Raw genomic sequence first — 13,632 nt, forward strand, 5'->3', positions numbered from 1 at the left:
CGACATCAGAACGGCACATCCCCGACTATCGTGGCCCGATGCATGACCCGCCGTTGTGGCCGGTAATCATCCACGGCGTAGTGCTGGGTGACGCGGTTGTCCCAGAACGCTACGTCGTTTTCCTGCCAGCGCCAGCGCAGGGTGAATTCCGGGCGGGTGGCGTGGGCGAACAGCAGCTTGAGGATGGCTTCGCTTTCTGCAGGTTCCAGTTCGTTGATCTTGCTGGTGAAGCCTTTGTTGACGAACAGTGACTTGCGCCCGCTTACCGGATGGATGCGGATCACGGGGTGGGACAGTGGCGGGTTTCTGCGTCGGGCTTCTTCCCAGCGTGCCAGGTCTTCGGCGGTATTGCCGAAACGCTCCAGGGGAAAGGAGCGCGTAAAGTCATGGGTGGCGGTCAAGCCGTTCAACAGACTCTTCAACGGTTGCGACAAGGCGTCGTAAGCCGCAATGCCGCTGGCCCACAACGTGTCGCCGCCAAACGCCGGCAACAGCTTGGCGCTGAGCACCGCGCCGAGGGCCGGGGTGGGCAGGAAGGTCACGTCGGTGTGCCAGATGGCGTTGTCGCGCACATCGATGACGGCAGTGTCGAGGATCAGTACTTCGGGCTGTTCCGCAACGTTGGGGTAAATCGGGTGAATGTGCAGGTCACCGAAATTCGCGGCGAAGCGCGCTTGCTGCTGCGGGGTGATGGCCTGCTCGCGAAAGAACAGCACCGAATATCGCAGCAGCGCCTGTTCAATGGCGTCGCGCTGCCCGCTGTCCAGTGGTCGAGAGATGTCGACGCCACTGATCTGGGCGCCAATCCATGTAGCCAGTGGTCGCCAGCAACCAGCCCTTTTGCAATACAGCTGACGGCGGCGGCAGGAACAGCGGTTCGATCAACCCGCTGGCGGTCACCACCCACCAGATAGCCAATAGGCCAACCAACGTCAGCCCACTGATCCAGCGCGTGCTCCAGCGGCGGTTCCGCGCAGGCTTGGCCCGGGTTACGGCCGTGGCCGGGATTTCATAGCTGCTCATGCGTACACCTGTCGTTGCGCGAACACCTTGTGCAGCACGTGTTCGCGGGTTTCGATAAAGCGAGGGTCCGACTTGATCGACCGCGCCGACTCGCCGGCGGTGTAGCGCTGGCCGAAATCCAGGCTCAGGTGTTCGACGATCCGCCCCGGATCCGGCGCCAGCAGGATCAGGTGGGTAGCGAGGAACACAGCTTCTTCGATGTCGTGGGTAATCAGGAACACTGGCTTGGCCGTGCGCTGCCAGACCTGCAACAGCAGCTCCTGCATCTGCTCGCGGGTGAAGGCATCCAGGGCGCCGAAGGGTTCGTCCATCAGCAGCACACGTGGATCGGCCGCCATTGCGCGGGCCAGGCCGACGCGTTGCTTCTGCCCGCCGGAGAGTTGCCAGACGCGTCGATGGTCGAAGCCGGCAAGGTCCACCAACGCGAGCATCTCCCGGGCGCGGGCTTCGCGCTGGGCCTTGGGCACGCCGGCCAGCGCCAGGCCAAAGCCGACGTTGGCGAGCACATCTTGCCAGGGCAGCAAGGCGTCATCCTGGAACACCACGCCGCGCTCGACGCTCGGGCCTTGGACGGGAATGCCATCGAGGGTGATGCGCCCGGCGCTGGGTTCGACGAAACCGGCAATCAGGTTCAACAGCGAGGTCTTGCCACTGCCGGACGGGCCGAGGGCCACCAGCAACTGCCGGGGCCCCAGGTTCAAGGAAATATCGGACAGTACCGGTTCTGCTGCGCCTGGGTACTGTGCGCTGATGCGCTCCAGTTGTAGCAAGGCCATCGCGGTTGACTCCTGAATCAGTGGGGGAGGAATTTCGCGCTGATGTAGGGGGCGTAATCGGGCAGTACCGCATCGACTTTGCCTTGCTCCTTCAGGAGCGCGGCGGTGTCGGTGACGGCCTTGGTGGTCGGCGCGCCCAGCAGGGTTACCTGGTCAGCGGCCAAGGAATGTCACTGGCTTTGGCCCCGGAAAGTTTCACCAGCTTGTCGACGTTGCCTTTATCAGCGAGCCAGGCTTGCGGGTAATGGCGGCCGTCAGCGGGCTGGATCCGAGGTAGCCGATCTGCACATCGCCGGAGGCAATGGCGGCAATGATGTCGGCGCCATTGTCGAATTTGCGCCAATCGATGCTGGCATGGGTGGCTTTTTCATAAGCGCCGTCGGCCTGGGCGACTTTCGCCGGATCAACGGTGGTCTGGTATGCGATTGTGACGTCTGCCGCGTGGGCAAACAGGCTGGCGCCGGCCAGGGATAACGCCGCCAGGAGGCGCAGAGGCGGAAACGGTTTCAAGGGGAAGCTCCTCATCAGGCAGCCGTGGGTCGACTGGTGATGAAACTAAATGATCTAAAAAATCTAAAATAAATAACTTTTTAGAATTAGCTTATGAGGAGAAAAGCGGAAAAACCCTTCAGGGCGAAGAAATAAATGTGGGAGCTGGCTTGCCTGCGATGGGGTACAGCGGTCGACATCTTGATTTGGATGTGACGGTCTCATCGCAGGCAAGTCAGCTCCCGCAGATCAGTTACTGATGGCCAGAATGCTTGCCTGGTAAGAGCCGACAAACACATCAAAATCGCCCACTTCGTTCTGCTCCAGCTCTGCCTGTTGCGCCAATGAAGTGCGCGCCAGTTCTTCAAATTCACTTTGCTCGTCCGCCGCCAAGGGCTTGCTGCGGAAGAACTCGGCGTGTGCCTGGCTCTGGCGCAAGGAAAACTGGGCAAAGCTCTCTTTGTGTTCGTTCATCGCTGCCAACACTTTGGCCGATGGAGTCAGGGACGAGTCCTTGATCTTGTCCAGTTGGGCATCCAGGGCCTGGCTGTGTTCCTTGATGTCATGGCTCTCATCGAGCAGGGCTGCCAACGGGGCGATCTTCTCCAGCAATTCGGTTGCCCATTCCTTCATATCCACAGCCTGGCCCTGGCGCTGCAGTTCCAGGCCCGGACGACGACCTTCCTTGACCACGCTGAGGAAGTTGGAGGTGGCGTTGCCGCACTCGTTGTTTTCGAACAACGGGCTGTCGTTCAGCGCGCAGTACAGCAGGAACGCGTCGAGGAAACGCGACTCTGGCAAATCGATGCCCATCGGCAGGAACGGGTTGATGTCCAGGCAGCGCACTTCGATGTATTGGATACCACGGGCCATCAGCGCCTGGATCGGGCGCTCGCCCGTGTAGGTCACGCGCTTGGGACGAATATTGGAGTAGTACTCGTTTTCGATCTGCAGGATGTTGGTGTTGAGCTGAATCCACTCACCATCCTTGTGGGTGCCGACTTCCACATAAGGTGCATAGGGCGTTGCCACCGCTTTGCGCAAACTGTCGGTGTAGCTGGCCAGATCGTTGTAGCAAGGCGTCAGGCCCGCCTGGGCATTGCTCTGGTAGCCCAGGTCGCTCATCCGCAGGCTGGTGGCATACGGCAGGTACAGCGTGTCGGCGTCGAGCTGTTCAAGCTGATGAGAGCGGCCTCGCAGAAACCCTGCATCCAGTGCTGGCGAGGCGCCGAACAGGTACATCAGCAACCAGCTGTAACGGCGGAAGTTGCGGATCAGCGCGATATAAGCGGTGGATTGGTAGTCGCGGTCGGTGCCGACAAAACCATCGGCTTGCTTGAGCAGCGGCCAGAGTTTTTCCGGCAGGGAAAAGTTGTAGTGGATCCCGGCAATGCACTGCATGGTCTTGCCGTAGCGAAGGGCCAGGCCCTTGCGGTACACGTACTTGAGCTGTCCGATGTTGGACGTGCCGTAGTAGGCAATCGGGATATCTTCCTCGGCCGGCAACGGGCATGGCATCGACGGGCTCCACAGATACTCGTTGCCCAGCTTGCTGTAGGCAAAGCGATGGATCTTGTCGAGACTGCCCAGGGTATCTGCCGGGTTGGGCAGCGCCGGGGTGATGAACTCCAGCAGCGACTCGGAATAGTCGGTGGTGATCCGTTCATGGGTCAATGCAGCCCCCAGGGCCTCGGGATGCGGCGTTTGTGCCAGTCGGCCTTCGCCGGTGACGCGCAGGCATTCGCGCTCGATGCCGTGCAGGCATTGCTCGAGCAAGGAGAGGTGTTCGTGCTTGCCGAGCAGGGCCAGGCGGCGGTTGAGAAGTTCGCTCAAGTTGGATTCCTTCACGCGTCAGTCGCCCCAATATGGGGGTGGGCAGGACGGTCTACAAGGGTGAAGTGGAAACTGGCGTTATCGCCTGGTTTTCGAGCCGCAATGACCCACTCGCAAAGTGCCGCTTCATCCTTGAATCTGGCTATCGCGCACGAAGAAAAGTTCGGCGCGACTTTCGCAGCGCCGAAATTAACTCAAATCGATGACAGGGAGCTATAGGACAGCGAAGGTGCCTTGTGCTTTTGCGACGAGTCTTTCGCCCTGGTACACGTCAGCCTCGACCACCAGCGTGCGCCGTCCCGGGTGGATGATCCGGGCGGTACACAACACGTCGCCGTCGGCGACGGCACGGATGTAGTTGATCTTGCACTCGATGGTCGCGCTCTGCTGGTCGAACCCATGGCTGCTGGAGCAAGCCAGCCCCATCGCAATGTCCACCAGGCTGAAGATCGCCCCGCCGTGGAGCTTGCCTGCGCGGTTGCGCAACTGCGGCTCCAGGGTCAGGGCCACCTCGGCAACGCCCTCGTCGAGGCGTTGCAGGCGGCAGCCGAGCAGCTCGCTGAAGGCGCTGTGGGTCAAGCCGGCCGGCAGCTCCATCAGCGTTTCTTCAGCTGCTTGGCATTGGCGAACAGCGAAGCCATCGCATTGTTGCTCGGGGCCGGTGCGGCGGTTTCCTTGCGTGGCGCGCTGCCCTGGGATGGCCGTGGCGCCGAGCCTGGACGCGAACCGCGGGCGCCGTCGACTTTCTCGCCCGGGGTGTCGCTCATGCGCATCGACAGTCCGACACGTTTGCGCGGGATGTCGACTTCCATGACCTTGACCTTGACCACGTCACCGGCCTTCACCGCTTCGCGCGGGTCCTTGATGAACTTTTCCGAAAGCGCAGAGATATGCACCAGGCCGTCCTGATGCACGCCGATATCGACGAATGCGCCGAAGTTGGTCACGTTGGTCACTACACCTTCGAGGATCATGCCTGGTTGCAGGTCCTTGAGCTCCTCGACACCTTCCTGGAACTCGGCAGTCTTGAATTCCGGACGTGGGTCGCGGCCAGGCTTTTCAAGCTCTTGCAGGATGTCGGTGATGGTCGGTACGCCGAAGGTTTCGTCGGTGTATTTTTTCGGGTCCAGGCGCTTGAGAAAGGCGGCGTCGCCGATCAATGAGCGAATGTCGCGATCGGTCTGCGCGGCGATGCGTTGCACCAGCGGATAGGCTTCCGGGTGGACTGCGGAGGTGTCCAGCGGGTTATCGCCATTCATTACGCGCAGGAAGCCGGCGGCTTGCTCGAAGGTCTTTTCGCCCAGGCGCGGGACTTTTTTGAGTGCGGCACGGGTCTTGAAGGCACCGTTTTCATCGCGATGGGTAACGATGTTCTGCGCCAGTGTGGTGTTGAGGCCGGAGATACGCGCCAGCAGCGCGACTGATGCGGTGTTCACATCGACCCCGACGGCGTTCACACAGTCTTCCACTACAGCATCCAGGCCGCGCGCCAGTTTGAGCTGCGACACATCGTGCTGGTACTGGCCGACGCCGATGGACTTGGGATCGATTTTCACCAGTTCCGCCAGTGGGTCCTGCAGGCGGCGGGCGATGGATACAGCGCCACGGATCGAGACGTCAAGATCCGGGAACTCCTTGGAAGCCAGTTCCGACGCCGAGTACACCGAAGCCCCCGCTTCGGAGACCATGACCTTGGTCATCTTCATGCCTGGATACTTTTTGATCAGCTCCATTGCCAGCTTGTCGGTTTCACGGCTGGCAGTGCCGTTGCCGATGGCGATCAGGTCTACGGCATGCTTGGCGCACAGGGCGGCAAGGATGGCGATGGTCTGGTCCCATTTGTTGTGCGGCACATGAGGGTAAACCGTTGCGTGGTCCAGCAGCTTGCCGGTGGCATCCACCACGGCGACCTTGCAGCCGGTGCGCAAACCCGGGTCCAGGCCCAGGGTCGCGCGCGGGCCGGCGGGTGCGGCCAGCAGCAGGTCGTGCAGGTTGTGGGCGAACACGTTGATTGCTTCGGTTTCGGCACCGTCGCGCAACTCGCCCAGCAGGTCGGTCTCCAGATGGGTATAGAGCTTGACCTTCCAGGTCCAGCGCACGACTTCACCGAGCCACTTGTCGGCAGGACGATTCTGATTCTGGATACCGAATTGTTGACCGATCATGCCTTCGCACGGGTGCATGGAGCCTGGCAACTCGTCACCGACTTTCAGCGCCGAGCTGAGAATGCCTTCGTTGCGCCCACGGAAAATCGCGAGGGCACGGTGGGACGGCATGCTCTTGAGCGGTTCGTCGTGTTCGAAGTAATCACGGAACTTCGCGCCTTCCTCTTCCTTGCCGGCGATGACGCGAGCACTGAGGATGGCTTCCTGTTTCAAGTAGTTGCGCAGTTTTTCCAGCAGGTTGGCGTTTTCGGCGAAGCGCTCCATGAGGATGTACTTGGCGCCTTCAAGGGCAGCCTTGACGTCGGCGACGCCTTTTTCGGCATCAACGAACCGGGCCGCTTCGTTTTCCGGGGCCAGGGATGGGTCGTTGAACAGACCATCGGCCAACTCGCCGAGGCCGGCTTCCAGGGCAATCTGGCCCTTGGTGCGGCGCTTCTGCTTGTACGGCAGGTACAGGTCTTCAAGGCGGGTCTTGGTGTCGGCGAGCTTGATGTCGCGCTCAAGTTGTGGGGTCAGCTTGCCCTGTTCCTCGATGCTGGCAAGGATGCTGATACGCCGTTCGTCGAGTTCTCGCAGGTAGCGCAGGCGTTCTTCCAGATGACGCAACTGGATATCGTCGAGGCTGCCGGTCACTTCTTTACGGTAACGGGCGATGAAAGGCACCGTGGAGCCCTCATCCAGTAGAGCGACGGCCGCTTCGACCTGTTGTGGGCGTACACCGAGTTCCTCGGCGATGCGGCTGTTGATGCTGTCCATAAAACCACCTGAAATTCTGAAAGCAGGCCCGCATGCCCGGAAAACAAGGCTTTGCGAGGCTGGTTGAGCGGCCCGACTGGCGCCGCTGCCTGGGTCAAGAGGCAGCCTATTGACCCTCGAAATCGAAAAAGTCACGACAAACGGGTGAAAAAAACAACCTGGCATCAAATGGCAACGATCTGCCGTTGCCCTGCACAAGGGCGGCGCATTATAACCAGCGTTCTATCCTTGGGGGGATCGCGCCGATGGTTGCAGGGCGCAGGCTCGCTGGTGGTAAGAGAAAAATCTGCTAACAATGCGCACCGTGCGTATAACGGCAGCTAAGCCATAATGCGCGCCGAGATAAGAGGAGCATCTAATGAGCAGCACTGCACAAACTGCTGAAGGCGAAAAAATTCTCATCGTTGATGACGACCCGGGGCTGAGCAGCCTGCTGGAGCGGTTCTTCACCTCCAAGGGCTACCGTGCCCGCGCGGTGCCGAACACTGAGCAAATGGACCGCCTGCTGGGGCGCGAAGTATTCAACCTGGTCGTGCTTGACCTGATGTTGCCTGGCGAAGACGGCCTGACGGCCTGCAAACGCCTGCGCAGCAGCAACAACCAGATTCCGATCATCATGCTGACTGCCAAGGGTGACGAGTTGAGCCGCATCAAGGGGCTCGAATTGGGCGCCGACGACTACCTGGCCAAGCCGTTCAACCCTGACGAGCTGATGGCTCGCGTCAAGGCTGTGTTGCGTCGCCAGGCAGCGCCGGTGCCTGGTGCTCCGGGCAGCGAAGATGAAAGCGTGAGCTTTGGCGATTACGAGCTGTCACTGGCGACCCGTGAGCTCAAGCGCGGTGAAGAAGTCCACATGCTCACGACTGGCGAATTCGCGGTGCTCAAGGCGCTAGTAATGAACGCCCGCCAGCCGCTCACCCGGGACAAATTGATGAACCTGGCCCGTGGCCGCGAATGGGACGCCCTGGAACGCTCCATTGACGTGCAGATTTCTCGTCTGCGCCGGATGATCGAACCTGATCCTTCCAAGCCGCGTTATATCCAGACGGTGTGGGGGGTGGGTTACGTCTTTGTGCCGGACGGTGCTGCGACCAAGTAATCCATGATTTGCACAGGCGGGCACCCCGGTTTTCGACCCCATGAGGTCGGCGGGATGCCCGGCGTCTGCAATTCTGCGAGCGTTGCTCGTTCCTGCAAGGTGTCTAGCTGTCTTCTATGAAAACCCCGCTGTGGTTCCCGCAAAGCTTTTTCTCTCGCACCCTTTGGCTGGTGCTTATTGTCGTTCTGTTCTCCAAGGCACTGACCCTGGTTTATCTATTGATGAACGAAGACGTGCTGGTGGACCGTCAGTACAGCCACGGTGTTGCCCTGACGTTGCGCGCCTATTGGGCTGCCGACCCAGAGAATCGCGAGAAGATCGCCAAGGCGGCGACCCTGACCCGTGTGGTTGGTGCAGGTGTTCCGGAGGGCGAGCAGCATTGGCCCTACAGTGAAATCTACCAACGACAGATGCAGGCCGAGCTGGGGGAGGACACCGAGGTGCGGTTGCGCATGCATGTCTCGCCGGCACTGTGGGTGCGGGCACCAAGCCTGGGGGATGGTTGGCTGAAGGTGCCGTTGTATCCGCATCCGCTGCGCGGGCAGAAGATCTGGAACGTGCTGGGCTGGTTCCTGGCCATCGGCTTGCTTTCGACGGCTTCGGCGTGGATTTTCGTGCGCCAGCTCAACCAGCCCCTCAAGCGGCTGGTGTTTGCGGCCAGGCAGTTGGGGCAGGGGCGCAGCGTGCGCCTTCCTGTCAGTGACACACCCAGCGAAATGACCGAGGTATACAGCGCGTTCAACCAGATGGCCGAAGATGTCGAACAGGCCGGTCGTGAGCGCGAGCTGATGCTTGCCGGCGTTTCCCACGATCTGCGTACACCGCTGACGCGCTTGAGGCTGTCCCTGGAGTTGATGGGCGAGCACACCGACCTCACCGATGACATGGTCCGTGATATTGAAGATATGGACGCGATTCTTGACCAGTTCCTGGCGTTTATCCGCGATGGACGTGACGAGGTTGTGGAAGAAGTCAATTTGACGGACCTGGTCCGTGAAGTCGTGGCGCCGTATAACCAGAATGGCGAACAGGTGCGCACGCGCCTGGAGCCGATCCAGCCGTTCGCGTTGCGGCGGGTATCAATGAAGCGGCTGCTGAACAACCTGATCGGCAACGCCTTGCACCATGCAGGCTCTGACGTTGAAGTCGCCGCCTATGTCTCGGGCGACACCAGCGCACCATACGTGGTGCTGAGTGTGATGGACCGTGGCGCGGGGATTGATCCGGCGGAGCTGGAGGGCATCTTCAACCCCTTCACCCGCGGCGACCGTGCCCGTGGTGGCAAAGGCACTGGCCTGGGGCTGGCCATTGTGCGGCGGATTGCCTCGATGCACGGCGGCAATGTAGAACTGCGCAACCGCAGTGACGGCGGCCTGGAAGCACGGGTACGCTTGCCGTTGGGGCTGATGTTGCCAAGAGACGCGGTGTAGGGGCAGTCGCAAGCTGCAAGAGAAAGCTAGCTGCTTTGGCTCTATCTTGCAGCTAATGGCTTGCAGCTAATAACTGCCTTCCTCTAACCCTTGCCCTTGGTGCGCGTCATGTTAGGCCCGCCATTCTTCTCCAGATGCTGAATGATGATGCCCGCCACATCCTTGTTGGTGGTGGTTTCAATCCCTTCCAGGCCCGGTGACGAGTTCACCTCCATCACCAGTGGCCCGTGATTGGAACGCAAGATATCCACGCCTGCGACACTCAGCCCCATCACCTTGGCCGCCCGCAACGCTGTCATACGCTCTTCGGGAGTGATCTTGATCAGGCTGGCGCTGCCGCCACGATGCAGGTTGGAGCGGAACTCCCCAGGCCTGGCCTGGCGCTTCATGGCTGCGATCACCTTGTCACCTACCACGAAGCAACGGATGTCGGCACCGCCGGCTTCCTTGATGTATTCCTGGACCATGATGTTCTGCTTGAGGCCCATGAATGCCTCGATCACCGATTCCGCCGCGGTGGCCGTTTCGCACAGCACCACACCGATACCTTGTGTACCTTCCAGTACCTTGATCACCAGTGGCGCGCCGTTGACCATTTCGATCAGGTCGGGAATATCGTCGGGAGAGTGCGCAAACCCGGTTACCGGCAGGCCGATGCCGCGACGCGACAGCAATTGCAGGGAGCGCAATTTGTCCCGTGAGCGGGCGATGGCAACCGATTCGTTGAGAGGGAAGACGCCCATCATTTCAAACTGGCGCAACACCGCACAGCCATAAAACGTCACCGAAGCACCGATGCGCGGAATCACCGCATCGAAGCCTTCGAGTGGCTTGCCCCGGTAGTGGATCTGCGGCTTATGACTGGCAATGTTCATATAGGCGCGCAACGTATCGATCACCACCATTTCATGGCCACGCTCGGTGCCGGCCTGGACCAGGCGGCGGGTGGAATACAGACGCGGGTTACGCGACAGCACAGCGATCTTCATGCAACACCTGTGGCAGCAATAGTAGAGACCGGGAACACCGGCTTGTCTTGAACGTATTTGAGTCCCGGATTGACGACCAATTGGCCGTCGATCAGGGCTTTTGAACCTAACAGCAGGCGGTACCGCATGGTTTTGCGGCAGGCCAGGGTGAACTGCACCCGCCACACTCGATCGCCCAGGGCCAACGTTGTGCTGATGACATAGCGCACCTGTGCCTGACCGTTGGAGCTCTTGATGGTTTTCATCGCCACCAGCGGAGCTTCGCAACGCCGATGACGCAATTGCACCACGCTACCCAGGTGTGCAGTGAAACGCAGCCATTTCTCACCGTCGCGCTCAAAAGGCTCGATGTCGGTGGCATGCAGGCTCGAGGTGCTGGCACCGGTGTCAATCTTCGCGCGCAGGCCGGCAACTCCCAGATCGGGAAGCGCCACCCACTCGCGCAGACCGACAACGGTCAAATGATCAAATGTCTTCAATATGGATAACCGGCAATCAGAATATTTCCAAGTCAGACGACACTAACGCCCAACTGCTCATGGATTGTGACAATCCTTGAACAGTTGTTGGCGCATCGAGTCGAATTCGCGGTATTCACGCAGAATATTCGGTAAATGGCGACACATATCTTCACGCCGCAAAAAACAGGCCGTACGAGGCAAACTGCTGGTTACCTGGCGTATCTTAGGTGGGTCTTCAGGTTTGTGTATCAAAGCAGGCGACTGTTCAGTTGCAGCATTTTTCAGAGCGAGGAATTCAAGTGGCTCAAAAGCAGGAACAGGACGAAAAAGTCCGCTTGGACAAGTGGCTATGGGCCGCACGGTTCTATAAGACCCGGGCCCTGGCCAAAGCGGCTATCGAGAGCGGCAAGGTGCATTGTCGAGGGGAGCGCTGCAAGCCGGGCAAGGAACCGCACGTGGGCGACGAACTGCAGATCCGTGTCGGTTTTGATGAGAAGACGGTCGTGGTCCAGGCGCTCTCCATCGTCCGTCGTGGCGCGCCTGAAGCACAAGCGCTGTATGCAGAAACCGAAGCCAGCATCGCCAAGCGCGAAAACGCTGCGGCAATGCGCAAGGCAGGAGCGTTGGGCATGAGTACCGATGGCAAGCCGAGCAAGAAGCAGCGCCGGGACTTGTTCAAGTTTCGCGGCAGCGGTAATGACGAATGACGGGCAAGCAACAGGAGCCGGATCGGCTCCTGTAAAACTGCATCATGGGTTGCGTACGATGCTCAGGCGGCCGATCAAGGGTAGCCGCGCAAGCCCGCGAAACACTGGGCGCGTCGCCCGTTCCAGAGCGCCCGAGGCCTTCGCCGCAAACGGTGTGTAATACCCCCACCCGAGTGCCAGTAATGCCAGCAGTACTGCGCCGATATAATCGTCCTGGCCCCAATGAGCTCCGGCTACCAGGCGCGGCATCATGAACAGCAACGCCAGGCCCCAGATCAACACCAATTGCCCGATTCGCTTGGCGAACACGCTCAAGAACATTACCCAGATCAACAGCACCGAGGCGTGGTCACCGGGGAAGCTCTGGCTGGAGCGATCCTTCAACTCCCAGGTTTTTTCCAGCCCGGGGAAATAGTCACTCATATGAATGGCCCCACCGATCACCATTGAAGGGCTGCTGTGCTGCCAGCCCAGCTGTGCCGCGAGTTTGGAAAACAACATGCGGATAAGCAGCAACAGCAACAGGATCGAGAGGAATCCAAGGAACGCCCGGCGCACCTCGACGGCTTTGAACACCCAATCCCCACGAATCAACAGTGCCAGCAAGATCACTCCGACAACTGCATCAAAGGGGCGCAGACTGGCCACTGCCCACACATGCAGCCAGGCCGGATGGGTTGCCAGGGGATCGTTGAGCAGGTGGAACAGCCACTCGTCGAAAACCACACAGAGCATCTGGCCCGCGGGCCACAGCCAAAAACACAACAGTCCCAGCGCAAGTAAATTGCACAAGGTCAATCGCCCGAGGTTCCACTTGGCTTGGAACAAACCCGGATTGTTCATAAACTGTTTCCTCTTGGCCCTAAAGCTCTTCGCATTCTCAAAGATGTCCGCACTAAAATGGTGCAGAAACCTGTAATTCTAGAAACTTTGTCATCACTTTGTCATCAATTCAGATACCCAGACCTATGACTGATTTACCGGATACCGACTTCACCCAACGTTTCCTTTTTGACGAAAACGACGCCCGCGGCGAGTTCGTTGTCCTGGAGCGCAGCTATGCCGAAGTCCTCGCCAAACACCCCTATCCGGAGCCGGTCGCGCAACTGCTCGGTGAGTTGATGGCGGCGGCTTCGCTGTTGGTTGGCACGATGAAGTTCGATGGTTTGCTGATCCTCCAGGCCCGCTCCGAAGGCCCGGTTCCCATGCTGATGATCGAATGTTCCAGTGAGCGTGAAATCCGCGGTCTGGCCCGTTACGACGCCGACTTGATTGCCCCGAACGCCACGCTGGGCGAGCTGATGACCAACGGCGTGCTGGCGATCACTGTCGACCCGACCGAAGGCCAGCGCTACCAGGGTATCGTCGACCTTGACGGCGAAACCTTGTCAGACTGCTTCACCAACTATTTCGTGATGTCCCAGCAAGTCGGTACCAAGTTCTGGCTCAATGCCGACGGCAAGCGCGCCCGCGGGCTGCTGTTGCAGCAACTGCCGGCCGATCGCATCAAGGATGAGGACGAGCGCACCGATAGCTGGCGCAAGCTGACCGCCCTGGCCGGTACCCTTACCGCAGAAGAACTGCTGGGCCTGGACAACGAAACCATCCTCCATCGCCTTTACCACGAAGAAGTCGTGCGTTTGTTCGATGCACAATCGCTGCGTTTCAATTGCAGCTGCTCGCGCGAGCGCTCAGCAAACGCTTTGGTCAGCCTGGGCCTGGAAGATGCGCAGAATCTTGTGCTGGAGCACGGCGGCAACATCGAGATCGATTGCCAATTCTGTAACCAGCGCTACCTGTTCGATGCTGCCGATATCGCTCAATTGTTCGCCGGAGCGGGTGTCGACACCCCCTCGGACACCCGCCACTAAAACGTTTAAGCACAGGTAAATCACCTGTCAAAT

The 13,632-nt window shown here is 59.8% G+C and carries 12 protein-coding genes and 2 pseudogenes; 4 read left to right on the forward strand and 10 right to left on the reverse strand.

All coding sequences use genetic code 11. The features are described 5' to 3' along the window. Window positions 1-5: 5 nt before the first annotated feature. The 7 genes and pseudogenes from tauD to OQ460_RS01245 form a co-directional block, all read right to left on the reverse strand. Window positions 6-818: a taurine dioxygenase gene (tauD, locus tag OQ460_RS01215; protein WP_410021900.1), complete on the reverse strand. Its 813-nt coding sequence runs from the start codon at window positions 816-818 to the stop codon at window positions 6-8. Continuing rightward, a pseudogene (locus tag OQ460_RS01220) lies at window positions 805-1,023 on the reverse strand (taurine ABC transporter permease); the annotation flags it as partial. The gene tauD and the pseudogene OQ460_RS01220, both read right to left, overlap by 14 nt. Beyond that, a complete protein-coding gene (gene tauB, locus OQ460_RS01225; protein WP_410020122.1) occupies window positions 1,020-1,799 on the reverse strand; it encodes a taurine ABC transporter ATP-binding subunit in 780 nt (259 codons plus the stop codon). The pseudogene OQ460_RS01220 and the gene tauB, both read right to left, overlap by 4 nt. Window positions 1,800-1,816: 17 nt before the next feature. Then, window positions 1,817-2,309, reverse strand: a pseudogene (locus OQ460_RS01230) (glycine betaine ABC transporter substrate-binding protein). Window positions 2,310-2,537: 228 nt separating this feature from the next. Beyond that, on the reverse strand, window positions 2,538-4,121 hold the full coding sequence (gene gshA, locus OQ460_RS01235; protein ID WP_410020123.1) for a glutamate--cysteine ligase: 1,584 nt from the start codon (window positions 4,119-4,121) through the stop codon (window positions 2,538-2,540). A gap of 213 nt (window positions 4,122-4,334) precedes the next feature. After that, entirely contained in the window at window positions 4,335-4,718 is a 384-nt protein-coding gene (locus OQ460_RS01240; protein WP_410020124.1) for a PaaI family thioesterase, read from the reverse strand. Then, window positions 4,718-7,042: a Tex family protein gene (locus OQ460_RS01245; protein ID WP_410020125.1), complete on the reverse strand. Its 2,325-nt coding sequence runs from the start codon at window positions 7,040-7,042 to the stop codon at window positions 4,718-4,720. Before OQ460_RS01245 ends, OQ460_RS01240 begins: the two co-directional genes overlap by 1 nt. Before the next feature lie 358 nt (window positions 7,043-7,400). Between OQ460_RS01245 and ompR the strand changes: the two genes are divergently transcribed. Together ompR and OQ460_RS01255 are read left to right on the forward strand one after the other, a co-directional pair. Beyond that, window positions 7,401-8,141: a two-component system response regulator OmpR gene (gene ompR, locus OQ460_RS01250; protein ID WP_339529307.1), complete on the forward strand. Its 741-nt coding sequence runs from the start codon at window positions 7,401-7,403 to the stop codon at window positions 8,139-8,141. A 116-nt stretch (window positions 8,142-8,257) separates the two neighbouring features. Then, window positions 8,258-9,571 (forward strand): ATP-binding protein, encoded by a 1,314-nt coding sequence (locus OQ460_RS01255; RefSeq protein WP_410020126.1) that lies wholly within the window; start codon window positions 8,258-8,260, stop codon window positions 9,569-9,571. Between the two features lie 83 nt (window positions 9,572-9,654). Here the strand turns inward: OQ460_RS01255 and rimK are convergent, their stop codons facing one another. Then, window positions 9,655-10,560: a 30S ribosomal protein S6--L-glutamate ligase gene (rimK, locus tag OQ460_RS01260; protein WP_410020127.1), complete on the reverse strand. Its 906-nt coding sequence runs from the start codon at window positions 10,558-10,560 to the stop codon at window positions 9,655-9,657. Beyond that, window positions 10,557-11,021 (reverse strand): ATP-dependent zinc protease, encoded by a 465-nt coding sequence (locus OQ460_RS01265; protein WP_410021901.1) that lies wholly within the window; start codon window positions 11,019-11,021, stop codon window positions 10,557-10,559. Before OQ460_RS01265 ends, rimK begins: the two co-directional genes overlap by 4 nt. 299 nt (window positions 11,022-11,320) lie before the next feature. Between OQ460_RS01265 and OQ460_RS01270 the strand changes: the two genes are divergently transcribed. Beyond that, window positions 11,321-11,728, forward strand: coding sequence for an RNA-binding S4 domain-containing protein (locus OQ460_RS01270; protein ID WP_410020128.1), 408 nt, complete (start codon window positions 11,321-11,323; stop codon window positions 11,726-11,728). A 42-nt stretch (window positions 11,729-11,770) separates the two neighbouring features. Here OQ460_RS01270 and OQ460_RS01275 read toward each other — a convergent pair whose 3' ends face one another. Continuing rightward, window positions 11,771-12,571, reverse strand: coding sequence for a phosphatase PAP2 family protein (locus OQ460_RS01275; RefSeq protein WP_410020129.1), 801 nt, complete (start codon window positions 12,569-12,571; stop codon window positions 11,771-11,773). A 125-nt stretch (window positions 12,572-12,696) separates the two neighbouring features. Between OQ460_RS01275 and hslO the strand changes: the two genes are divergently transcribed. Further along, window positions 12,697-13,599: an Hsp33 family molecular chaperone HslO gene (gene hslO / locus OQ460_RS01280; RefSeq protein ID WP_410020130.1), complete on the forward strand. Its 903-nt coding sequence runs from the start codon at window positions 12,697-12,699 to the stop codon at window positions 13,597-13,599. The last annotated feature ends 33 nt before the right edge of the window (window positions 13,600-13,632 follow it).

Origin of the sequence: Pseudomonas imrae (assembly GCF_046352735.2) — a bacterium.
Taxonomy (GTDB): domain Bacteria; phylum Pseudomonadota; class Gammaproteobacteria; order Pseudomonadales; family Pseudomonadaceae; genus Aquipseudomonas; species Aquipseudomonas imrae.